This window comes from Streptococcus sp. Marseille-Q6488, from assembly GCF_946902925.1.
Classification (GTDB): Bacteria; Bacillota; Bacilli; order Lactobacillales; family Streptococcaceae; genus Streptococcus.
In genome coordinates, this window is record NZ_CAMPPZ010000006.1 from 92080 (window position 1) to 115549 (window position 23470).

Genomic DNA, 23470 nt, shown 5'->3' on the forward strand with positions numbered 1-23470 from the left:
GCTAGAAAGAGAGAAAGATGGTTTATTTAGTCCTAGGAATTTTACTGCTTCTACTCTATGTATTTGCGACACCAGAAAGCATTAAAGGGACAGTCAATATCGTCGCTATGGTATGTATTTTAGTGGCACTTTTGGTTTTGTTGGCTCTATCTTTTCTGAAAATTTTTCAATTACCAACAGAAATATTCCTAGCAATAGCCATGTTAATCCTAGCTTACTTTAGTGTGAGAGACATCACACTCATGCCAGTTAAAAAAAGTAAAAGAAGATAAAAAAGAGAGTTTCGGCTCTCTTTTTTGCTAGGAATTTTACAATATTTCGATTTGTTTTTGAGTTATCACCATCTCTTTTGCTTGGATAATATGAATGGGAAAAACTGGAATAAAATTCGTTAATGACATCTATTTTTTGGGGAACTGTAAAATTCTATTACTAATAATATTTTAGTAAAATATGTTGATAAATTATATAGAAAGTGATATACTTAAGTTATAAGAAATCGTTTTCAAAATAAGAAAGGATTAAATTTATACTCAATGAAAATCAAAGAGCAAACTAGGAAACTAGCCGCAGGTTGCTCAAAGCACTGCTTTGAGGTTGTAGATAAGACTGACGAAGTCAGTCACATATATAATCCAAGGCGACGTTGACGCGGTTTGAAGAAATTTTTGAAGAGTATTATTGTCTTGTTGTTCAGGGTGTGATGGATTAAACTAGGAAAATAATTCTAAGAATTTATAAAAGATAAAATCTTTGTTCTATAGGGTTATTCTCTTATACAAGGAGTCTACTATGAAGAAACTATTCATATTATTATCAACTTTTTTTCTCAGCTTCTTCTTTGTTTGGATTATTGTCTTACGTGCTCCACAATATTTGTATGCAAGCTATGATTCCGTTTCCTTACTTCGTGTCAAAAAAGATACTCAGGAACCGACGCGTAAGGTATTTGAAAAGGAATTAGAGAATTTTGTAAACTCAGAACAGAGTTTAATAGCTAGAAGAATCGTAGAGCCGAGTAAGGATGGGACGACTCACTTTACTTATGCAACTTATGGTCAGGGAACTTTACCAAAAGAATTCCAAGAAGCTAGCCAAGAAAGTCGTGAACGTAGTGATCCGCTAAATAGTTATCTCCTTTTGTCAGGCTCCTTGACGAAAGAAAAGCTTGCCGATAAATTAGGAGATTTGGGTTATAAAGCAATTGCTGACCGAAAGACACCTCCCTATTCTCTTGCTTTTCGAATGTTACTAAATCCACTTATTTTAATTAGTTTAGCAATATTTGGCTTATCTTTCTTTGCTTTAGTGATTATCACTCGGATTAAGGAAATGAGAGCAGCAGGTATAAAACTCTTTTCTGGTCAGACTCTCTTATCCATTATGGGGCATTCTTTATCGACTGATATCAAGTGGCTCCTTCTATCAGCCCTCCTTTCCTTCCTAGGTGGGGGAGTCGTTCTTTTTAGTCAAGGTTTGTTTTATCCTATCTTGTTAGCCACCTATGGTTTTGGGATTACTTTCTATCTGTTGTTTTTATTGGCGATTTCAATTTTACTAATGCTTCTTTATCTAATGAGTTTGAGTTACAAAGCATTAGTTCCTGTTATTAAGGGGAGATTACCCCTTAAACGCTTGATGGCTTTAACCCTATTGTGTCAGTTAGTAGCTGTTTTTACAGTGGGATACGCTGTTAAGACAGGCTTGACGTCTTACCAACGATTGAAAGAACTTGAAATTTCAAAACAAGCGTGGAAGGACAGAGCAGACTATTATCAAATTTCTTTTGGCTTAGGTGATAGAGGAAAAGATACAGAAAATCAGAGCAAGTGGTATGAATTTTCCAAAGAAGCAGTTGAACAAGAACAGGCTCTATTTGTAAAAGATAATCTCATTCATTTTGCAAATCCTCAAGGAAAAAATGAACAGGGAGAGACACTGGATACCTATAGTCCAGATGCTAATGTTCTCTATGTCAGCCCAAGTTATTTGGACAAGGAAAAGGTCGTGGTAGATGCTGAGACCAAACAGAAGTTAGTCCATCTTCAAAAAGGGGAATTTGGACTCTTACTACCAGAATCTCTTCGTTCACAGGAAGCAGAACTTAAGAAAGCTTTTGAAGAACGTTTGAACTATTACGGGCAATCAAGTGAGGAGGCAAGTGCTCCTTTAGAGTATGAAATGAGAGCGATTGTTAGCTATCTTCCAACTGGAGAAAAGCGATTTGTTTATAATAACGGTGAAAGCCCAGTATCCATTCGGTACTTAACCGATCCGATTTTAGTTGTATTTACTCCAACATCTACAGGTGATAGTTTCATTTCAAAATATGTTTGGTCTATCAATGCTGGAAAACAACTTTTTATCAAAGGATATGAGAGTGGGCTAGAACTCTTGAAGAAAGCTGGAATTTATGAGCAAGTATCCTATCTTAAAGAAGGAAGAAGTGTTTATCTAACTCGTTATAATGAAGTTCAAACTGAAACAGCAACTTTAATCTTAGGAGCTATTGTGGGGATAGCTAGTTCCTTGTTACTCTTTTATTCTGTCAATCTTCTATATTTCGAGCAATTCCGCCGAGATATCTTGATTAAACGAATTTCAGGTTTACAATTTTTTGAAACACATGCTCAGTATATGGTTAGCCAATTTGCCAGTTTTATATTTGGTGCTAGTCTCTTTATTTTAAGCAGTCGAGACTTGGTGATTGGCTTACTCACTTTATTAGTCTTTCTAGCTAGTGCAGTTTTGACGCTTTACCGTCAAGCACAGAAAGAATCTCGTGTTTCTATGACAATTATGAAAGGAAAATAGGATGATTGAACTAAAGAATATATCTAAAAAATTTGGAAGCCGTCAGCTATTTTCAGATACGAATCTTCATTTTGAAGGTGGGAAAATTTATGCCTTAATTGGTACAAGTGGCTGTGGTAAGACAACGCTCTTGAATATGATTGGACGATTAGAGCCATATGACAAAGGACAAATCATCTATGATGGCACTTCTCTTAAGGACATCAAGCCTTCTGTTTTCTTTAGAGATTACTTAGGATACCTATTTCAAGATTTTGGTTTAATTGAAAGCCAAACCGTCAAAGAGAACCTCAATCTGGGTTTAGTTGGTAAAAAGTTGAAAGAAAAAGAGAAAATCTCTTTGATGAAACAAGCCCTAAACCGTGTTAACCTCTCTTATTTAGATTTAAAGCAACCTATCTTTGAATTATCAGGAGGAGAAGCACAACGTGTTGCACTAGCGAAGATAATTTTAAAGGATCCACCTTTGATTCTCGCAGATGAACCAACCGCTTCACTAGACCCCAAAAACTCTGAGGAATTACTCTCTATCCTAGAATCTTTAAAAAATCCGAATCGAACCATTATTATTGCAACCCACAATCCTCTCATTTGGGAGCAAGTGGACCAAGTCATTCGAGTTACCGATTTATCACATAGATGATATGGTAAGATTCATACTCAATGAAAATCAAAAAGCAAACTAGGAAGCTAGCCGCAGGCTGCTCAAAGCACTGCTTTGAGGTTGTAGATAAAACTGACGAAGTCAGTAACCATATATACGGCAAGGCGAAGCTGACGTGGTTTGAAGAGATTTTCGAAGAGTATCAGTTAGAAGAAAGAGTCACAAACACACTTTGTGACTTTTTTATTTCCATAAAAATGGTAAAATAGTAGGAGTAGAAATGGAGTTCGAGACATGAAAGTAATAGATCAATTTAAAAATAAGAAAGTACTTGTTTTAGGTTTGGCCAAGTCTGGTGAATCTGCAGCTCGTTTGTTGGACAAGCTAGGCGCTATTGTGACAGTAAATGACGGGAAACCTTTTGAGGACAATCCAGCTGCCCAAAGTTTGCTGGAAGAAGGGATCAAGGTTATCACAGGTGGCCATCCTTTGGAACTCTTGGATGAAGAGTTTGCCCTTATGGTGAAAAATCCAGGTATTCCATACAATAATCCTATGATTGAAAAGGCTTTGGCCAAGGGAATTCCAGTCTTGACTGAGGTGGAATTGGCTTACTTGATTTCTGAAGCACCGATTGTTGGTATTACTGGTTCAAATGGAAAAACAACTACAACGACCATGATTGGGGAAGTTTTGACTGCTGCTGGGCAACATAGTCTTTTATCAGGAAATATCGGCTATCCAGCCAGTCAAGTGGCTCAAACTGCGACAGATAAGGACACGCTTGTCATGGAACTTTCTTCTTTCCAACTCATGGGCGTCCAAGAATTCCATCCTGAGATTGCAGTTATTACCAACCTCATGCCAACTCATATCGATTATCATGGATCATTTGAGGAATATGTAGCAGCCAAGTGGAATATCCAGAACAAGATGACAGCGGATGATTTTCTTGTTTTGAACTTTAACCAAGACTTGGCAAAAGAATTGGCTAGCAAAACACAGGCTACTGTAGTTCCATTTTCAACACAGGAAAAGGTTGATGGAGCTTATTTGGAAGATGGTCAGCTCTACTTCCGTGGAGAAGTGGTCATGGCAGCTAGCGAAATCGGAGTTCCAGGTAGCCACAATGTAGAAAATGCCCTTGCGACGATTGCTGTAGCCAAGCTTCGTGGTGTAGACAACCAAACCATCAAAGAAACTCTTTCAGCCTTTGGTGGTGTCAAACACCGTCTACAATTTGTGGATGAAATCAAGGGTGTCAAGTTCTATAATGATAGCAAATCAACCAATATCTTGGCTACTCAAAAAGCATTGTCAGGATTTGACAACAGCAAGGTTGTCTTGATTGCAGGTGGTTTGGACCGTGGCAATGAGTTTGACGAACTGGTTCCAGATATTACTGGACTCAAGAAGATGGTCATCCTTGGTCAGTCTGCAGAACGTGTCAAACGGGCAGCAGACAAGGCTGGTGTGTCTTATGTGGATGCGACTGATATTGCTGATGCGACCCGCAAGGCCTATGAACTTGCGACTCAAGGAGACGTGGTTCTTCTCAGTCCTGCCAATGCCAGCTGGGATATGTATGCTAACTTTGAAGTACGTGGCGACCTCTTTATCGACACAGTAGCGGAGTTAAAGGAATAATATGAAAAAAATTGTCTTTACAGGTGGGGGGACGGTTGGACACGTCACCCTCAATCTTTTGTTAATGCCCAAGTTCATCGAAGATGGTTGGGAAGTCCACTATATCGGGGACAAGCGTGGTATTGAACACCAAGAAATCCTCAAGTCGGGCTTGGATGTCACCTTCCATTCCATTGCAACTGGAAAATTGCGTCGCTATTTCTCTTGGCAAAATATGCTGGACGTCTTCAAAGTTGGCTGGGGAATTGTCCAATCGCTCTTTATCATGTTGCGACTTCGTCCACAAGCTCTTTTTTCAAAGGGAGGATTTGTCTCAGTGCCGCCTGTTATCGCAGCGCGTGTGTCAGGAGTGCCAGTCTTTATTCACGAATCGGACCTGTCTATGGGATTGGCCAATAAAATCGCCTATAAATTTGCGACGAAGATGTATTCAACCTTCGAACAAGCTTCAAGTTTGTCTAAGGTCGAGCATGTGGGAGCAGTTACCAAGGTTTCAGACCAAAAAAATCCAGAACCAGATGAATTGGTGGATATTCAAACCCACTTTAATCCTAAATTGCCAACTGTATTGTTTGTCGGTGGTTCTGCGGGCGCTCGTGTCTTTAACCAATTGGTGACAGACCATAAGAAAGAACTGACAGAACGCTACAATATTATCAATCTAACTGGAGATTCTAGTCTGAACGAGTTGAGCCAAAATCTCTTTCGTGTTGACTATGTAACCAATCTCTATCAACCCTTGATGGAATTGGCTGATATTGTTGTGACACGTGGTGGTGCCAATACGATTTTTGAGCTCTTGGCCATGGCAAAATTACATGTTATTGTGCCACTTGGTCGTGAAGCTAGTCGTGGTGACCAGATTGAAAATGCAGCTTACTTTGTAAAAAAAGGCTATGCAGAAGAGCTTCAAGAAAGCGATTTGACCTTGGATAGTTTGGAAGAGAAGATTTCTCATTTACTAAGCCACAAGGAAGAATACAAAGCTAAGATGAAGGCTTCTAAGGAATTGAAATCTCTAGCAGATTTTTATCAATTGTTGAAAAAAGATTTATCATAAGGAAAGTAAATGTCAAAAGATAAGAAAAATGAGGGCAAAGAAATCCTCGAAGAATTGAAAGAGTTATCAGAATGGCAGAAACGAAACCAAGAATATCTAAAAAAGAAGGCTGAAGAAGAGGCGGCCCTAGCTGAGGAGAAGGAAAAGGAAAGACAAGCTCGAATGGCTTCAAAATCTGAAAAGTTAGATGCAACTGAGGAGCAAGAGAGTGAATCTGATCCAAAAGACCCAAAATCAGCTAAGGACGAGTCTGAAGAAAAAGTAGAATCCTCAGAGGGTGACAAAGAGGAAGAAGAGATAGAAGAATCAGGGTCTAAAGAGAAGGAGGAACAGGATAAAAATCTTGCTAAAAAGGCTCCAAAGGAAAAAGCAGCCAAAGCAAAGATTCCTGGCCTCCATATCTTGCGAGCTCTAACGATTTTATTTCCAAGTCTGCTTTTATTGATTATCTCTGCCTACTTACTCAGTCCTTATGCGACCATGAAGGATATCCGTGTTGAGGGAACGGTGCAAACTACGGCTGATGATATTCGACAGGCTTCAGGCATTCAGGATTCGGATTATACGATTAACCTTCTGCTAGACAAGGCAAAATATGAAGAGCAAATTAAGTCTAACTATTGGGTTGACTCAGCTCAGCTTGTTTATCAATTTCCAACCAAGTTCACTATCAAGATCAAGGAATACGATATTGTTGCTTACTATGTTTCTGGTGAAAATCATTATCCAATCCTTTCAAGCGGTCAGCTTGAGACCAGTTCTGTGAGCTTGGTCAGTTTACCAGAAACTTATATATCAGTTCTCTTTAATGATAGTGAACAAATCAAGGCTTTTGTCTCAGAACTTTCTCAAATTAGCCCAGAACTCAAGGCTGCGATCCAGAAGGTGGAATTAGCCCCAAGCAAGGTAACTTCAGATTTAATTCGATTGACCATGAATGATTCGGACGAAGTCTTGGTTCCCCTTTCTGAAATGAGTAAGAAACTGCCTTATTACAGTAAGATTAAGCCACAATTGTCAGAACCGAGTGTGATTGACATGGAAGCTGGAATTTATAGTTACACTGTGGCGGATAAATTGATTATGGAAGCTGAGGAAAAAGCCAAACAAGAGGCTAAGGAAGCCGAGAAAAAACAGGAAGAAGAGAAGAAAAAACAGGAAGAAGAGAAGAAAAAACAAGAGGAAGAGAGCAATCGAAACCAAACGACCCAGCGCTCATCGCGTCGCTAGGCTTGATTTTTTCTCTCATAGTTCTTTAGTGACTAGTTTTTACGTTTAATATTTGACATCTGTTTTTCTTTATGTTACATTATGCAGTGTAATCGATTGCAAAATAATTTTTTATGAAGAAGGTAACACATATGTCAGATGAAGTATTCTTATTTGAAGAAATTGAAGAAATCGTAGCCTCTACAGATGGTGAATTTTGGGGGAGTTTTACTTGGAACTGGGGTAGTTCTCTTAATTGGAGTAGCCTATTGTTAAAAAGATAGGGAGTGATAATCATGCAAGATAACTTTTTATTTGAGGAAATTGAAAAAATTTCAGTACCAGTTAGTGATTTTTCAGCTGGACTTGCAACAGGTATCGAATTTGGTTTAGCAATCCTTGCTCTTGCTGGTTGTTGAAGTTTGTTCATTTACTAACATTAAGCTTTTTCAATTTCATTTTAGACAGTCATTTGAATTTTCCGTATTAGTCTTGCAGCAAGAGATTAATAGAATTAGTCATTATTTTATTGATTGCGGACTGAGGGACTAGAGTATGTTTTACTTAGCCCCTCTTTTATTTATTAAAGGTTAGGTTTGTTATGAGAATTGTTGATAAGATTAAGATATTACCTACTCCTTATGAGGGACAGTATCATCTATATATACCATCCAGTAAGAAACATGTATTAGTTGGGAAACAGGAAAAAAATGGTTAGAGCAACTAATAGGTCAAGAATTTACCATATCGGACTTATTAGTGTTAGTAGGGAAGAAATATTATTTAAGATTTTATATTGTTCTTAGTAAAATGGGACTTATAGATTCTATGAAATCACGAAAAAAGATAAATATTTTTAAAATATCTTGGGACTTTAATATAACATTATCTGAAAAATTAAACTATAAAAGATTTAATAAGAATTTTGAAAAAATCCTATTTGGTATTTTCCCATTGGCTCTTATTTTGCAATGTTTTATTATGTATATTTATAGGGCGGATATTTTGACTAATTTCCAAAACTTTCCAATAACGCTAAACATTCTTTTATTTTGGTTGCTTGTTGTTATTATGTCTGCAACGATACATGAATTTAGTCATGCAATAATTGCTAATAATTATCAAATTGAGATTCCAAATTGTGGAATAATGCTACTTTTGTTTAATTTGGCTTTTTTTGTAGATTTAAGTGGGGTGCAATTCTTAAAAAATAAAAAACAATTTTTGAAAATTATGTTAGCAGGAATTGCTTCAAATTCGATTTTATCACTTACAGGTTTACTTGTTTTATTGTTCACATCGTATAAATTGCTTGGACTCTTATTTTTTATCATTAACTTAGGTATGATTTTTATTAATTCAATTCCTTTTTTTCAGTATGATAGTGGTATTATTTTAAGATACTTGAATTCTAACAATAATAACTTGAATTTTCAATATATAGTTCAACTTTTAATAGCATTTGTTATTATTTATTTCCCTTTGAGTCAACTATTACAGTTTTTGACACCTAATATTATTGTTCGTAGTATAGGAGGGGTGGTTGTTTCTATACTGCTTTCTATATTATATGAGAGGAAGGACGAAATATGTTCTACGTAAATAGTTATGTTTTTGCTTATAAAAAAGAAGGTATAATGTATTTGCGTGGTCGGAGTATGCGGGAAATAGCTATAGAACCTCAAATTTCGCAAGAATTTATCAACGATCTATTTAATAGTTGTAAGGAACTATTAGAGATAGAAGAAGTATTAGGCAGTAAACTAACATTTGAACTATAAATGAACAAATTTTAGTTTCGGATGAGATAGATATTGATAGGAGATATTCTAGAACTAAAGGTTACTGTTCGTTATTTTATAATGAAGAGTATAATAAAATACAGAATAAAACAGTATTAGTATTAGGAGCAGGAGCCTTAGGATGTTATATATCTCTAAGTCTAAGTATGTATGGAGTGAGGAAACTTATTGTCGCTGATTACGATATAATAGAACCATCAAATTTAAATAGGCAAATTCTTTATACAGAGTCGGATGTTGGTAAGGAGAAGATTAATGTTCTTTCTGAAAAAATACACAAGTATAATTCAGATGTTCAGGTAGTACCTATTTCTATTAAAGTTTCTTCAGTAGAAGAATGAGAAAACATTGTTGCGGAATATGGGAGTATAGATTTTATCGTTAAAGCAATTGATACGCCCATTGATATTATAAAAATTGTCAATCAATTTGCTGTATCGCATAAGATATCCTACATATCAGGAGGGTTTAATGGATGCTATCTTATTATTGATAATATATATATCCCTACCATCGGTTCTTGCTTTGGTTGTCGGAATATAAACAAAGATATAAATAAGTACACTTTATCTGATAAGACAAAGTGGCCGACTACACCAGAGATGCCTGCTATTTTGGGAGGGATAATGACTAATTTAATAATTAAAATATTTCTGGGATGTTATAATGAAATCCTAATAGATAACGCTTACGTTTATAATATGAGAAATCATGCTCTAAGTCAAGAAAAATATGTTCTGGAAAACGGAGAATGTCCAATTTGTAAAAAAATAATAAAGTGAAAGATAACAATATTAGAGCGAAAACATTTATTCGTTCAGTTTGTTTTTGCTTATTATCAGGAGGAGTAGCTTTTTTATCTGCTATTGGGCAGTTCACTGTTATAGAAACACAATTAATAGTATTGTTCTTGGGTATTATTTTTGCCATCATTGGAAAATATAGTATGGCTTTTTTCATCGTTTGAGATTTTATTTTTGCTTGTTAATTTTAGAACATTTATTCAGTTACCAGTGGATATTTTTATTGGTATGATAACATTTTTAATGCTGTGGATATTTATTATGTTAGGTATAGTGTGTCTTAGTTATTATATAACTTTATTATTTAGCAAGGAGGCTTAGTATGTTTAAAAAAATAGGTATAATGAGTATTTGCATATATATAATTATTTTATACTGCTTGAGAATGTATCGTATTATCAATAATATTGAAACAATCTTGCTAACGGTTATATGCTTAATGTTATTGTTTTTTTTAAGACGTTTATTTGATAAAGATAAGTAAATAGATGTTAAGTAAAAATGTAGAATATAAAGGAGGTGCAATGAGTATGATTGAAGTTAGCCATTTATCAAAAAGTTTTGGTGATAAAATAGCTTTAAATAATATAAGCTTCACTGTTAAAGAAGGTTAGATTTTTGGATTTTTAGGACCATCTGGTTCTGGAAAGACCACAACGATTAATATTCTGACTGGGCAGTTCCTTGCCGATAAAGGACAATCTATTATTTTGGGACAAAAATCTCAAAATTTAACAAGCGGTGAATTAAAGAGAATTGGATTGGTTGGCGATACAAGTGGATTTTATGAGAAAATGTCTCTGTATAACAATCTTCTTTTTTATAGTAAATTTTATAATATTAGTAAATCACGTGTTGATAATTTGTTAAAGCGAGTAGAATTATATGATAGTCGCAAGATGGTAGCAGGAAAATTATCCACTGGAATGAGGCAACGAATGCTTTTAGCACGAGCTCTTATCAACAACCCCGCTGTACTCTTTCTGGATGAACCGACCTCAGGTCTAGATCCCACAACTTCTCGAACAATTCATGAGTTAATTTTAGAATTGAAAACAGCAGGGACAACGATTTTTCTAACGACTCATGATATGAATGAAGCAACTCTTTTATGTGATTATGTTGCCTTATTAAATAAAGGGAAATTAGTTGAGCAAGGAGCTCCTTCTGAACTCATTCAAAGATATAATAAAGATAAAAAGATTAAGTTTACAGATTATAATGGGAATCAGATAACTTTTGATTTTACATCACTAGAACAGGTATCTCAGGCTGATCTGGAAAATATTTTTTCAATTCATTCATGTGAGCCTACTTTAGAAGATATTTTTATCACATTAACAGAAGGAAAGCTAAATGCTTAAACGGTTTCTGGCTTTGGTATGGTTGCGTTGTCAAATTATCCTTTCCAATAAGAGTATTTTATTGCAAGTTTTAGTGCCTTTTGCTTTCACATATTTTTATAAATATCTTATGGAAACACAGGGGAAGGTCAACGATCAACAGGCATTAGTTCTTTTGATGATGTGTTTACCTTTTTCTTTGGCTTTGGCTGTTGGAAGTCCTATAACTATTATCTTGTCTGAAGAAAAAGAAAAGTACAATTTACAAACTCTTCTGTTGAGTGGTGTTAAAGGCTCCGAATACATTTTATCAACTATGTTTCTTCTTTTTTGCTAACTTTTGTGATTATGGGAACTACTCCTCTTATTTTAGGAGTTACAATTGTACATACTTTTAATTATATTACAATCGTTCTTCTAACCTCTTTATCCATCATTTTATTCTATTTATTGATAGGTTTAACCGCGAAGAGCCAAGTAGTAGCTCAGGTTATCAGTCTTCCTGCTATGATTTTAGTTGCTTTCTTACCGATGCTATCTGGTTTGGATAAGACAGTTGCGAAGATAACAGATTATAGTTTTATGGGACTGTTTACTAAGTTTTTCACAAAATGGGAGGAATTTTCATGGAATAAAACTCTAATTCCTAATCTAACACTACTTATTTGGATTGTTGTTCTATTAACTTTAATTACGCTAACTATTAGGAAAAAGAAAATTTCTTAATTGAGTTATTTTAATGATTATAAACACAAGTGGGAAGGAAAAAATGAACTGATCTTTTTGACAGCAATTCTACAGAATAGTCTTATTGCTATATTTTGATTTGAGTGTACGAAAAAAGAAAAATAACAATAGTGCTCATACTAATTGCAGAAGTTTTGGGTGATAAGATAACTGATAAATTGCAATAAAAAATGCAACATTTTTAAATCTCCTCTATAAGTGCTTCAAAAAGTGCTTCAAAACCTGTCTTGTAATCCAAGTATTTTTGGGGACGGTGATTAATAAGCTAGCAAAGCATCATTAAGGATTTTTTCGGTAATTGTTGCCAAATCGGTTTAAGAAAATACCCACGAAGAAGTCCATTCGCATTCTCATTACTTCCCCTTTGCCAAGATGAATAGGCATCCGCAAAATAAAACAGAATTCCCATTTGTTCAATTAAAGGGTAACAAGCAAACTCTTTTTCTCTGTCCGAAGTGAAAGTCTTTAACTATTCTTTTGGAAAGAGTCTTGTGAGGTGTTCAATAGCAGTCAACATGGATTTAGCTGTTTTTACTTGACAAGTGCTAGTAGAAATAATAGAATAGTAAAAAACCTTTAAAGCAGTCCAGAGAGGCAGCTAAGGTTAGACGGTGAAAGGGTGGAGACTACCCATTTTTCGTGGAACCTTGCTGTTGGCAGGTTCCTTTTTTCGTGGCTTCTGTTGCCCAGACTCTCTCACTAGCAAAGGTAAAAGGAGAAACCTATGCGAGAACATCGTCCAGTCATTGCTCTTGATTTTCCTAGTTTTGAGGCAGTCAAGGAATTCTTAGCTCTTTTTCCAGAGGAAGAAAGCCTTTATCTAAAGGTAGGGATGGAGCTTTATTACGCAACAGGGCCTGAGATTGTGTCCTATTTAAAAGGTTTGGGTCATAGTGTCTTTTTGGATCTTAAGCTGCATGACATTCCCAATACAGTCAAGTCAGCCATGAAGGTCTTGTCTCAGCTTGGAGTGGATATGACTAATGTTCATGCTGCTGGCGGTGTAGAGATGATGAAGGCTGCGCGTGAAGGTCTGGGGACACAAGCCAAATTGATCGCTGTAACGCAGCTCACATCAACGTCAGAAGCCCAGATGCAGGAGTTTCAAAATATCCAAACTAGCCTGCAAGAGTCTGTCATTCATTATGCTAAGAAAACAGCTGAAGCGGGATTAGATGGTGTTGTTTGCTCGGCTCAGGAAGTGGAAGTCATCAAGCAGGCTACCAATCCAGATTTTATCTGTCTGACACCGGGCATTCGTCCGGCCGGAGCTGCTGTTGGAGACCAAAAACGCGTGATGACGCCAGCAGATGCCTATCAAATCGGTAGTGACTATATCGTAGTGGGACGTCCCATTACTCAAGCTGAGGATCCTGTTGCAGCTTATCATGCTATCAAGGATGAATGGACACAGGACTGGAATTAAAGAACTAGATTAGAAAAATAAAAGGAGAAGACCATGACACTTGCTAAAGATATCGCTAGCCACCTTTTGAAAATCCAAGCAGTTTATCTCAAACCAGAGGAGCCTTTCACTTGGGCATCTGGTATCAAGTCGCCTATTTACACGGATAACCGTGTGACACTAGCCTATCCAGAAACTCGTACGCTCATTGAAAATGGTTTTGTGGAAGCCATCAAAGAAGCCTTTCCTGAGGTAGAAGTGATTGCAGGAACTGCGACAGCAGGGATTCCACACGGAGCTATCATTGCTGATAAGATGGACTTGCCTTTTGCCTACATCCGTAGCAAACCAAAAGACCACGGAGCTGGTAATCAAATTGAAGGTCGCGTAGCTCAAGGTCAAAAAATGGTAGTGGTTGAAGATCTCATTTCAACTGGTGGTTCTGTTCTTGAAGCCGTAGCCGCAGCTAAGCGAGAAGGAGCAGATGTGCTTGGAGTTGTAGCGATTTTCAGCTACCAATTGCCAAAAGCAGATAAGAACTTTGCGGATGCTGGTGTGAAATTGGTAACACTTTCAAACTATAGCGAGCTTATCCATCTAGCCCAAGAAGAAGGCTATATCACCCCAGAAGGCTTGGATCTCCTAAAACGCTTTAAAGAAGACCAAGAAAATTGGCAAGAAGTGTAAAAAATCAAAAGACTAAAAGGTTAAAAATTATACTATTCTGTCATATCAGGTATATGAATGACAAGATTGAAGTTGTTAATGTTTTTTACGTCAATTGTTTCAGTTTTAGATTTGCTTGGCTTGCTCTTATATAAAAAGTAGCACACGTCATGAAAGTTACAAGGGTTAAAGTATAATCCATAAACATGGTCAGATCCCTTTTCTGAGATGTTGAAATTTCTTGCTTATCCCAGTTTTTTCAGTGATTTTAGCGTCAAGTTCTTTTTAGTTTTGAAAGATTATCCGTGAATTTCTTGGTTATTTATGATAAAATGGGAGTATCGCAAAAAATGACTCATCGTATTCAATTTTGAGTAAAACTAGGAGGATCCCATGTCAACAGAACATATGGAAGAACTAAATGACCAGCAGATCGTTCGCCGTGAAAAAATGGCTGCGCTCCGTGAACAAGGAATCGATCCTTTCGGAAAACGCTTTGAACGTACTGCAAATTCACAAGAATTAAAAGATAAATATGCCGACCTCGATAAAGAACAATTACATGATAAAAACGAAACAGCTACTATCGCAGGACGCTTGGTAACCAAACGTGGTAAAGGAAAAGTTGGCTTTGCCCACCTTCAAGACCGCGAAGGTCAAATCCAAATCTACGTTCGTAAGGATGCTGTCGGTGAAGAAAACTACGAAATCTTCAAAAAAGCAGACCTTGGTGACTTCCTTGGTGTCGAAGGTGAAGTGATGCGTACGGATATGGGAGAACTCTCTATCAAGGCTACTCACATCACACACTTGTCTAAGGCTCTTCGTCCTCTTCCTGAGAAATTCCACGGTTTGACAGACGTTGAAACAATTTACCGTAAACGTTACCTTGACTTGATTTCTAACCGTGAAAGCTTTGAACGCTTTGTCACTCGTTCAAAAATCATCTCTGAAATCCGTCGTTATCTTGACCAAAAAGGTTTCCTTGAAGTGGAAACGCCTGTTCTTCATAACGAAGCTGGTGGTGCTTCTGCCCGTCCATTTATCACCCACCACAATGCCCAAAACATTGACATGGTACTTCGTATCGCGACTGAGCTTCACTTGAAACGCCTTATCGTGGGTGGTATGGAACGCGTCTATGAAATTGGCCGTATCTTCCGTAACGAAGGAATGGACGCTACTCATAACCCTGAGTTTACTTCTATCGAAGTCTACCAAGCTTATGCTGACTTCCAAGACATCATGGACTTGACGGAAGGCATTATCCAACATGCTGCTAAATCAGTTAAGGGCGATAGTCCAGTCAACTACCAAGGTACTGAAATCAAAATCAATGAACCATTTAAACGTGTTCACATGGTGGATGCTATCAAAGAAATTACTGGTGTCGATTTCTGGCAAGACATGACTTTGGAAGAAGCCAAAGCTATCGCTGCTGAGAAGAAAGTTCCAGTTGAGAAACACTATACTGAAGTTGGTCACATTATCAATGCCTTCTTTGAAGAGTTTGTTGAAGAAACCTTGATCCAACCAACCTTTGTCTATGGACATCCAGTAGCTGTATCTCCACTGGCTAAGAAAAATCCTGAAGACCAACGCTTTACTGACCGTTTCGAACTCTTCATCATGACCAAGGAGTACGGTAATGCCTTTACTGAGCTCAACGATCCAATCGACCAGCTTAGCCGTTTCGAAGCTCAAGCAAAAGCAAAAGAACTTGGTGACGATGAAGCGACAGGTATCGACTATGACTACATCGAAGCCCTTGAATACGGTATGCCACCAACAGGTGGTTTGGGAATCGGTATCGACCGTCTCTGCATGCTCCTCACGGATACAACCACTATCCGTGATGTATTGCTCTTCCCAACAATGAAATAAGCTCTTATCCTCTGGTACTTGTCAGAGGATTTTTTTGATGCAAAAAGAGACTGAATTTAAGGAGAAAATGAAGTATAATGTGTTGAAGTTGAAATAGTACACTTTGATTTCTAAGACATTGTTAGAAATTGGTTTAAATTCCCTAATCAATTTGCGCATGTTTTATTTCATTTTACGATAGTACGCTGAAACTTTTCAAAAAGTACTAGAAATTGACTTGGATTCTCCAATTGATTTGTTCAGATTCACTATAAATAAAAAATTAATAAGTGGGATAGGAAGTTAGCGTCAACTAGGATAGTATCTTGCTTAAACAGTATATATGGGACTGATATAAGTCCATAGTCCCTATTAGAGGATGTTCTGGTGTCTTATTCACTTGTTTTTTATAGCATTAGTAGATAGAATCAGCAAATAAAAAAGTAGTTCAAATGCCTGGCAGCAAAAAATCTTAACGATTCACTTAATATAGACTAAAGTTTAGAGTTTAAGGAAAGTAGGGATAGTATATTGTATGAAAAAATAAGATGGTTTTTAAGCAAAACTCTTGAAAATGATTGAAAAAAGAGTTATTATAGTTGTATAGTAAAAAGCAAACGCTTACTTAATCAAGGAGGACAGTTTATGTCATACAAAACAAGCAATGCAGAAGGTCATGTAGATTTCATCAATACCTATGATTTGGAGCCCATGGCGCAACAAGTGATCCCTAAAGCAGCATTTGGTTATATCGCTAGTGGAGCGGAAGATACTTTCACTTTGCGTGAGAATATTCGTGCCTTTAACCACAAACTCATCGTTCCGCATACACTTTGTAATGTAGAAAATCCAAGTACAGAGATTGAATTTGCAGGCGAAAAATTGTCTTCACCAATCATTATGGCACCTGTTGCAGCTCATAAATTGGCAAATGAACAGGGTGAAGTGGCGACTGCGCGTGGTGTGCATGAGTTTGGGTCCCTCTATACAACCAGCTCTTACTCTACTGTCGACCTTCCAGAGATTTCTGAAGCCCTTCAAGGAACACCTCATTGGTTTCAATTTTACTTTAGTAAAGATGACGGCATTAACCGCCACATCATGGACCGTGTGAAGGCTGAAGGTTATAAAGCGATTGTCTTGACGGCAGATGCTACGGTAGGGGGCAATCGTGAGGTTGATAAGCGTAATGGTTTTGTCTTCCCAGTTGGCATGCCGATTGTTGAAGAATACCTGCCAGAAGGTGCTGGTAAATCAATGGACTTTGTTTACAAATCAGCTAAACAACGCTTGTCTCCACGCGATGTAGAATTTATCGCTGAATACTCTGGTCTTCCTGTGTATGTCAAGGGACCACAATGCCGTGAGGACGTTGAACGTTCGCTTGCTGCAGGAGCTTCTGGTATCTGGGTAACCAACCACGGTGGTCGTCAAATCGACGGTGGACCAGCTGCCTTCGACTCACTTCAAGAAGTAGCAGAAGCAGTTGACAAACGTGTGCCGATTGTCTTTGACTCTGGTGTTCGCCGTGGTCAACACGTCTTTAAAGCCTTGGCTTCAGGAGCAGACTTAGTAGCTATTGGTCGCCCGGTTATCTATGGCTTGGCTCTCGGCGGTAGTGTTGGTGTGCGTCAAGTCTTTGAACACTTGAATGCGGAATTGAAGACAGTCATGCAGTTGTCTGGAACTCAGACTATTGAAGATGTCAAACACTTCAAGCTCCGTCACAATCCATACAACCCAACCTTCCCAGTTGACCCACGTGACTTAAAATTGTATTGATAAAAGAGATTGCCTCCACTGAATGTGGAGGTTTTTCTTCGTGTATTGGAAGAATAAATCGCTATCAAAAACTATATAAAGATATTTTTCGGTCAAATATCTTGCTAGGGCTTTCATTTTTTGCTATACTGGTGCAGTAATTAAATAATAAAGACATTTGGGGTGCTTTAAGCTGAGATGATACCCATTGAACCTGATACAGTTAAGACTGGCGAAGGGAAATGTGAACAGTTTTTTTCGTATGGCGAAATGAACAATCTAATCTTGTAAGTCAACTCTAATTCTTGATTGTAATTGGAGTTTTTTTGTTTATATAAAACTGGGTAGGCCTGTTTGGGTAGCTCTCTGCAAATGCTCTCGATGTTCTTTAAAAGTATCAAGTAAAACTAGGATTTTGCTTGGTATCTCTTGGTATTTTATTGATTACTAAGGAGTAAAGAGAGGAAAAATAAATATGGAAACACAGGTTTATGCATTTCAGCCAGGTTTGACTGTTGGAGAATTATTAAAAAGCAGTCAGAAGGATTGGCAGGCTGCAATCAATCATCGTTTTGTTAAGGAACTTTTTACGGGGACAATTGAGAATAAGGTCTTAAAGGATTACTTGATTCAAGATTATCACTTCTTTGATGCCTTCTTATCCATGCTAGGTGCTTGCGTAGCCCACGCAGACCAGCTTGAATCCAAGCTCCGTTTTGCCAAGCAACTAGGCTTTCTTGAAGCAGATGAAGATGGTTATTTCCAAAAGGCTTTCAAAGACTTAAAAGTATCTGAGAATGACTATCTGGAAGTGACCTTGCACCCTGTAACAAAAGCCTTTCAGGATCTGATGTATTCGGCAGTGGCTTCATCAGACTATGCCCATCTTTTGGTCATGCTGGTCATTGCAGAAGGACTCTATTTAGACTGGGGTTCTAAAGATTTGGCTCTACCTGAAGCCTACATTCATTCGGAATGGATCAATCTCCACAGAGGTCCTTTCTTTGCAGAGTGGGTTCAATTTCTGGTTGACGAACTCAATCGTGTCGGAAAAGGTCGAGAAGATTTGACAGAACTTCAGCAACGCTGGAATCAAGCGGTCGCTTTAGAATTAGCCTTTTTTGATATTGGTTATGATGCCTAGAGAAAGTTCAGGATACTGACAAATTTGACGAGGTAAATCATTCAATGTAACTGAAAAAAATTCTCAACTAAAGATAGAGATAAATCGAAATCAATAGATCGTATAAAGTGAAAAGAAAGGAATTCAATATGACAAGTTTAAAATTATTAAAAGAAAAAGCACCTTTGGTCATTTGCATAACCAATGATGTAGTAAAAAATTTCACAGCAAATGGATTAGTAGCACTGGGTGCCTCACCAGCTATGAGCGAGTACCCAGCAGACTTAGAAGATTTATTAAAATATGCTGGAGGATTATTGATTAACATTGGGACTTTAACGGATGATAATTGGAAATTATACCAAGCTGCTCTGAAAATTGCAGAGAAATATAATGTCCCAGCAGTTTTAGATCCTGTAGCCTGTGGAGCAGGAGAATATAGAAAAAAAGTAGCAGATGATTTAATCAACAATTACAAACTAGCTGCGATTAGGGGGAATGCTGGAGAGATTGCTTCTTTAGTAGGTATAAATGTGGCATCTAAAGGAGTAGATAGTGCTGGTGTGGATAATATTGATGAGATTGCTCTAGCAGCCAACGCTAAGTTTCATATTCCAATAGTAGTGACTGGAGAAGTTGATGCGATTGCTGTTAATGGAGAAGTGGTAACGATTCATAATGGTAGTGCCATGATGCCAAAAGTCATTGGGACAGGATGTTTATTAGGGGCAGTGGTAGCAAGCTTTATCGGACTAGAAAAAGGTCAAGAATTGAAATCATTAGAAACAGCAATGTTGGTTTACAATATCGCTGGAGAAATGGCAGAAAAACGTCCAAATGGACATCTTCCTGGAACATTTAAAGTTGAATTTATGAATGCCTTATACGAGATTTCAGATGAAGATGTAAAGGAATTCAAAAGAGTGAAGTAAAATGTTTCATAAAGAATTACTAAAACTATATTTTATTTGTGGAACGACTACTTGCCAAGGAAAAGATCTATATAGAGTCGTTGAGGAAGCCTTAAAAGGTGGTATAACCTTATTTCAATTTCGTGAAAAAGGGGAGGGAGCCTTAGAAGGTAAAGAAAAAGTCGAATTAGCAATTAAACTACAGGATCTTTGTAAAAAATACAATGTTCCATTTATCGTTAATGATGATATTGAGTTAGCATTGGAAATAGATGCTGATGGCGTACATGTAGGACAAGATGACCTTGGAGTTGATGAAATTAGAAAATTGATGCCAGATAAAATAATTGGTCTTTCTATAAAAAATGAGGAAGAATTTCAACAATCAAAAGTTGAATATGTAGATTATGTCGGTGTTGGTCCTGTATTTGATACCCAGTCAAAGGATGATGCTGGTGGTGCTATAGGTTATGAAGGTCTTAAATTGATAAGAAAACTATTGCCACAAATGCCCTTAGTTGCAATTGGTGGGATACAGACGCAACATATTAAAGACATTATACAGACCAATATAGATGGTGTTTCAATCATTTCAGCAATATCGTATGCAAAAAATATAGAAAAAACTGTTCGAGAAATGAGTGAACAATAGGTATCAATCTATCCTTGGATTCTGAGTAGGATTTTCCTTTTTTAAAAAGCTATGTTCAGATTCAGCTTGAATGGCTAATTCATCAAACAGGTCATTTGTTTTTTGCAAAAGAAAGATCTGCTGTATTTATGAGTGCAAGGCTGTATTTCCAGTTCAATTTCTTGAACTAGTATAAAATGTGTGTTATAATAATCACATAATTAAATAATAAAGACATTTGGGGTGCTTTAGGCTGAGATGATACCCATTGAACCTGATACAGTTAATACTGGCGAAGGGAAATGTGAAATGTTTTTTTCGTATGTCGAAAAGAACGGTCTAATCTTGTAAGCTGAACTCTAATTCGTATCTGTAATTAGAGTTTTTTCTTTTACGAAACTGGATGAAGGTGATATAAATCCTTTTGGTAGCTCACCTTGAGTGCCCCAATTTTCTTTAAAAAAAGGAGTTTTTTATGTTGAAAAAATGGCAGTTAAAAGATGTTATTTTGCTTGCTTTCTTGTCTATCTTTTTTGGTGGCGTTTTCGTTGGTTCAGGATATGTGTATAATATTCTCAGCCTACTCTTAACACCTCTTGGTTTACAGGCTTTTGCCAATGAAATCCTCTTTGGACTCTGGTGTATGGCTGCGCCCATTGCTGCCATCTTTGTTCCGAGAGTCGGAAGTGCAACGATTGGAGAAGTGCTAGCTGCGCTTGCTGAAGTCCTTTATGGTAGCCAATTCGGTCTAGGTGCCCTTTTGTCTGGCTTGGTTCAAGGTTTGGGAAGTGAACTTGGTTTTATCGTAACCAAGAATCGCTATGAAAGTTGGCTCTCTCTAACTGCTAGTAGTATTGGGATTACGCTTGTTAGCTTTGTCTATGAATACATTAAGTTAGGTTACTACGCCTTCTCTCTTCCTTTTGTCCTTTCCTTGCTTGTGGTGCGTTTTATTTCTGTTTATTTCTTCTGTACCATTTTGGTTCGTGCCATTGTCAAACTCTATCATCAGTTTGCAACTGGAGGAAAGGCATAGATGGGGCTGGAATTACGGGAGATTCAGGCCCCAATTTTTTCGGAACCGCTTGATTTTACTTTTCATGAGCAAGCTTTTACCTTGTTAGTTGGGAGTAGTGGGTCTGGAAAATCGAGCCTCTTTCAAGTTATTGCCCAAGTTAGTTCTCTTCCCTATAGCGGTCAAGTCCTGATAGATGAGAGCGAGGTCAGTCAGCTTTCTATCATCGAACGTGTCCAAACGGTTGGTATTCTCTTTCAAAATCCCAATCATCAATTTACCATGGAGAACTTGTTTGAGGAGCTGATTTTTACCTTGGAGAATATCGGCTATCCCGTTCAGGAAATTGATTCTAAAATAGCAGAGGTTGTCCAGCAATGTCGTTGCAAGGACATCTTGCACCGTCCCATCCATCACTTATCAGGTGGAGAAAAGCAAAAGGCTGCTTTGGCTGTTCTCTTTGCTATGAATCCTAGGGTCTATCTATTAGATGAGCCCTTTGCTTCCATTGATCGCAAGAGTAGGATAGAGATATTGGAGATTCTAAAAGAGTTGGTCTCTAATGGGAAGACAGTTATTTTGTGCGACCATGATTTATCTGATTATGAAGCCTATATCGACCATATGGTGGGGCTAAGAGTTGGACAACTAAGGGAAGTGTTTCAAATCCCTGCCTCTGAAATGACACAGGCTGTTTCAAAGGAGGTTGCTTCTAGCCCAGAACTATTCCATATGGATCGAACGACTTGTGAGCTTGGTAACCGCCCCCTCTTTTCGATTGCTGATTTCACATTTTACCAAGGAATTTCCTGTATTTTGGGTGACAATGGTGTCGGGAAATCAACCCTCTTTCGGTCTATTCTTCAATTTCAAAAGTATAAGGGGCGCATTACCTGGAGGGGGACAGTCCTGAAAAAGAAAAAGAGTTTGTATCGTGACCTGACGGGTGTTGTTCAGGAAGCTGAGAAACAGTTTATCCGAGTCAGTCTGCGAGAAGAGCTTCAATTAGATGGACCTGATTCTGAAAGAAATCAACGAATTTTCCAAGCTTTACGATATTTTGATCTGGAGCAGGCTCTTGATAAGAGTCCCTATCAATTAAGTGGTGGTCAGCAAAAAATTCTTCAGCTCTTGACCATCTTGACCAGTAAGGCTTCAGTGATCTTGCTAGATGAACCTTTTGCAGGTTTGGATGATAGAGCTTGCCATTATTTTTGCAAGTGGATTGTGGAGGAGAGAAATCAAGGAAGAAGTTTTCTGATCATTAGCCATCGTTTAGATCCCTTGATCTCTGTGGTTGATTATTGGATTGAGATGACTAGTCAGGGTCTTCGTCATGTGAAATCAGTGACAATTACCAAACCACTTACGTCTCAGAGTAGCAATATCCAAGGGGAGGTGAGATAGTATGGTCAAAGTAGCAACCCAGACACCGATTATCAGTCTCTTCTTGCTGATTTTATCCTTGGAAACATCTTTCATTCCTTCGATTGCTCTGAATCTTTCGGTAGTCGCATTCTGTATTCTCTTTATGCTCTATTACCGTCGATTTAAAGTATTGGCTTGGATGATTCTGCTCGCCATTTTGCCATCCTTTGCCAACTACTGGGCAGTTCAGTTACATGGAGATGCTTCGCAGGCAGTCATGCTTGGAACGAGGGCCTTTGTGACCGTTTGTATTGGTCTTGTTTTTGTTTCCTCTATTTCCCTAAAAGAGCTTCTCTTGTACTTGGCCCAAAAGGGGTTATCACGCTCTTGGGCCTATGCCTTGATTGTGGTATTTAATTCCTTCCCCCTCATTCAGCAAGAAATCAAGTCCCTAAAAGAAGCTTGCCTATTACGTGGTCAAGAACTGCATTTTTGGTCGCCCTTGATTTACAGCAAGGTTCTGATGACAGTCTTTAGGTGGCGCCATCTTTACCTGAGAGCCCTGTCGGCGCATGGATATGACGAACATGCACAGTTGAAGAATAGCTATCGGACTTTTTATATTCCTAAAAAAACAAAATTAATCTACCTGCTTTTCTTTTTATTGCTTCAAACCAGTCTATTTTTATAAAGGAGTT

At 37.6% G+C, this 23470-nt stretch carries 20 protein-coding genes, 4 pseudogenes and 2 riboswitches; of the genes and pseudogenes, 23 read left to right on the forward strand and 1 reads right to left on the reverse strand.

Annotated features, from left to right (window positions below; all coding sequences use genetic code 11):
• The first annotated feature begins 17 nt into the window (after positions 1-17).
• The 13 genes and pseudogenes from OVN23_RS02650 (at position 18) to OVN23_RS02710 (ending at position 12008) form a co-directional block, all read left to right on the forward strand.
• Positions 18-272 carry a DUF3165 family protein gene (locus tag OVN23_RS02650; RefSeq protein WP_000262803.1) on the forward strand — a complete coding sequence of 85 codons (255 nt, stop codon included), beginning with the start codon at positions 18-20 and terminating at the stop codon, positions 270-272.
• Between the two features lie 520 nt (positions 273-792).
• Positions 793-2814, forward strand: coding sequence for a bacteriocin-associated integral membrane family protein (locus OVN23_RS02655; protein WP_267240393.1), 2022 nt, complete (start codon positions 793-795; stop codon positions 2812-2814).
• Between the two features lies 1 nt (position 2815).
• Positions 2816-3457 carry an ABC transporter ATP-binding protein gene (locus OVN23_RS02660; protein WP_000571283.1) on the forward strand — a complete coding sequence of 214 codons (642 nt, stop codon included), beginning with the start codon at positions 2816-2818 and terminating at the stop codon, positions 3455-3457.
• A 20-nt stretch (positions 3458-3477) separates the two neighbouring features.
• Positions 3478-3687, forward strand: coding sequence for a hypothetical protein (locus OVN23_RS02665; protein WP_267240395.1), 210 nt, complete (start codon positions 3478-3480; stop codon positions 3685-3687).
• A gap of 25 nt (positions 3688-3712) precedes the next feature.
• Positions 3713-5065, forward strand: coding sequence for a UDP-N-acetylmuramoyl-L-alanine--D-glutamate ligase (murD, locus tag OVN23_RS02670; RefSeq protein WP_267240396.1), 1353 nt, complete (start codon positions 3713-3715; stop codon positions 5063-5065).
• Between the two features lies 1 nt (position 5066).
• The gene (locus OVN23_RS02675) at positions 5067-6125 is read left to right on the forward strand and encodes a UDP-N-acetylglucosamine--N-acetylmuramyl-(pentapeptide) pyrophosphoryl-undecaprenol N-acetylglucosamine transferase (protein WP_267240397.1); all 1059 of its coding nucleotides are present in this window, start codon (positions 5067-5069) and stop codon (positions 6123-6125) included.
• 9 nt (positions 6126-6134) lie between these two features.
• A complete protein-coding gene (locus OVN23_RS02680; RefSeq protein WP_267240398.1) occupies positions 6135-7355 on the forward strand; it encodes a cell division protein FtsQ/DivIB in 1221 nt (406 codons plus the stop codon).
• A gap of 131 nt (positions 7356-7486) precedes the next feature.
• On the forward strand, positions 7487-7618 hold the full coding sequence (locus tag OVN23_RS02685) for a hypothetical protein (protein WP_007284949.1): 132 nt from the start codon (positions 7487-7489) through the stop codon (positions 7616-7618).
• A 12-nt stretch (positions 7619-7630) separates the two neighbouring features.
• Positions 7631-7753: a hypothetical protein gene (locus OVN23_RS02690; protein WP_267240399.1), complete on the forward strand. Its 123-nt coding sequence runs from the start codon at positions 7631-7633 to the stop codon at positions 7751-7753.
• 409 nt (positions 7754-8162) lie between these two features.
• Complete coding sequence (locus OVN23_RS02695; protein WP_240148720.1) at positions 8163-8936, forward strand: peptidase M50 family protein; 774 nt, start codon at positions 8163-8165, stop codon at positions 8934-8936.
• A 277-nt stretch (positions 8937-9213) separates the two neighbouring features.
• Positions 9214-9918, forward strand: a pseudogene (locus tag OVN23_RS10390) (HesA/MoeB/ThiF family protein).
• Positions 9919-10469: 551 nt separating this feature from the next.
• Positions 10470-11303 (forward strand): annotated as a pseudogene (locus OVN23_RS02705) (ABC transporter ATP-binding protein).
• Positions 11296-12008, forward strand: a pseudogene (locus OVN23_RS02710) (ABC transporter permease). Before OVN23_RS02705 ends, OVN23_RS02710 begins: the two co-directional pseudogenes overlap by 8 nt.
• A gap of 202 nt (positions 12009-12210) precedes the next feature.
• Here OVN23_RS02710 and OVN23_RS10395 read toward each other — a convergent pair.
• A pseudogene (locus tag OVN23_RS10395) lies at positions 12211-12561 on the reverse strand (IS30 family transposase); the annotation flags it as partial.
• A 192-nt stretch (positions 12562-12753) separates the two neighbouring features.
• On the opposite strand from OVN23_RS10395, the gene pyrF reads away from it, so the two are divergent.
• From pyrF to OVN23_RS02765, 10 genes are all read left to right on the forward strand, one after another.
• Complete coding sequence (gene pyrF / locus OVN23_RS02720; protein WP_001206742.1) at positions 12754-13455, forward strand: orotidine-5'-phosphate decarboxylase; 702 nt, start codon at positions 12754-12756, stop codon at positions 13453-13455.
• 33 nt (positions 13456-13488) lie between these two features.
• A complete protein-coding gene (gene pyrE, locus OVN23_RS02725; protein WP_054392713.1) occupies positions 13489-14121 on the forward strand; it encodes an orotate phosphoribosyltransferase in 633 nt (210 codons plus the stop codon).
• A gap of 372 nt (positions 14122-14493) precedes the next feature.
• Positions 14494-15984, forward strand: a complete 1491-nt coding sequence (gene lysS / locus OVN23_RS02730) for a lysine--tRNA ligase (protein ID WP_267240400.1) — start codon at positions 14494-14496, stop codon at positions 15982-15984.
• 624 nt (positions 15985-16608) lie between these two features.
• Positions 16609-17745 (forward strand): L-lactate oxidase, encoded by a 1137-nt coding sequence (gene lctO, locus OVN23_RS02735; protein ID WP_049531486.1) that lies wholly within the window; start codon positions 16609-16611, stop codon positions 17743-17745.
• Positions 17746-17893: 148 nt separating this feature from the next.
• A riboswitch (TPP riboswitch) is annotated at positions 17894-17982 on the forward strand.
• A gap of 217 nt (positions 17983-18199) precedes the next feature.
• Complete coding sequence (locus OVN23_RS02740; RefSeq protein WP_267240402.1) at positions 18200-18868, forward strand: TenA family protein; 669 nt, start codon at positions 18200-18202, stop codon at positions 18866-18868.
• Positions 18869-18996: 128 nt separating this feature from the next.
• On the forward strand, positions 18997-19779 hold the full coding sequence (gene thiM / locus OVN23_RS02745) for a hydroxyethylthiazole kinase (protein ID WP_050262178.1): 783 nt from the start codon (positions 18997-18999) through the stop codon (positions 19777-19779).
• A 1-nt stretch (position 19780) separates the two neighbouring features.
• Complete coding sequence (gene thiE, locus OVN23_RS02750) at positions 19781-20410, forward strand: thiamine phosphate synthase (protein WP_173217690.1); 630 nt, start codon at positions 19781-19783, stop codon at positions 20408-20410.
• Positions 20411-20618: 208 nt separating this feature from the next.
• Positions 20619-20707, forward strand: a riboswitch (TPP riboswitch).
• Positions 20708-20864: 157 nt separating this feature from the next.
• Positions 20865-21425 (forward strand): ECF transporter S component, encoded by a 561-nt coding sequence (locus OVN23_RS02755; protein WP_173217688.1) that lies wholly within the window; start codon positions 20865-20867, stop codon positions 21423-21425.
• Positions 21426-22811: an ATP-binding cassette domain-containing protein gene (locus OVN23_RS02760; RefSeq protein ID WP_173217686.1), complete on the forward strand. Its 1386-nt coding sequence runs from the start codon at positions 21426-21428 to the stop codon at positions 22809-22811.
• A gap of 1 nt (position 22812) precedes the next feature.
• Entirely contained in the window at positions 22813-23463 is a 651-nt protein-coding gene (locus OVN23_RS02765; protein WP_173217684.1) for an energy-coupling factor transporter transmembrane component T, read from the forward strand.
• Positions 23464-23470: the final 7 nt, after the last annotated feature.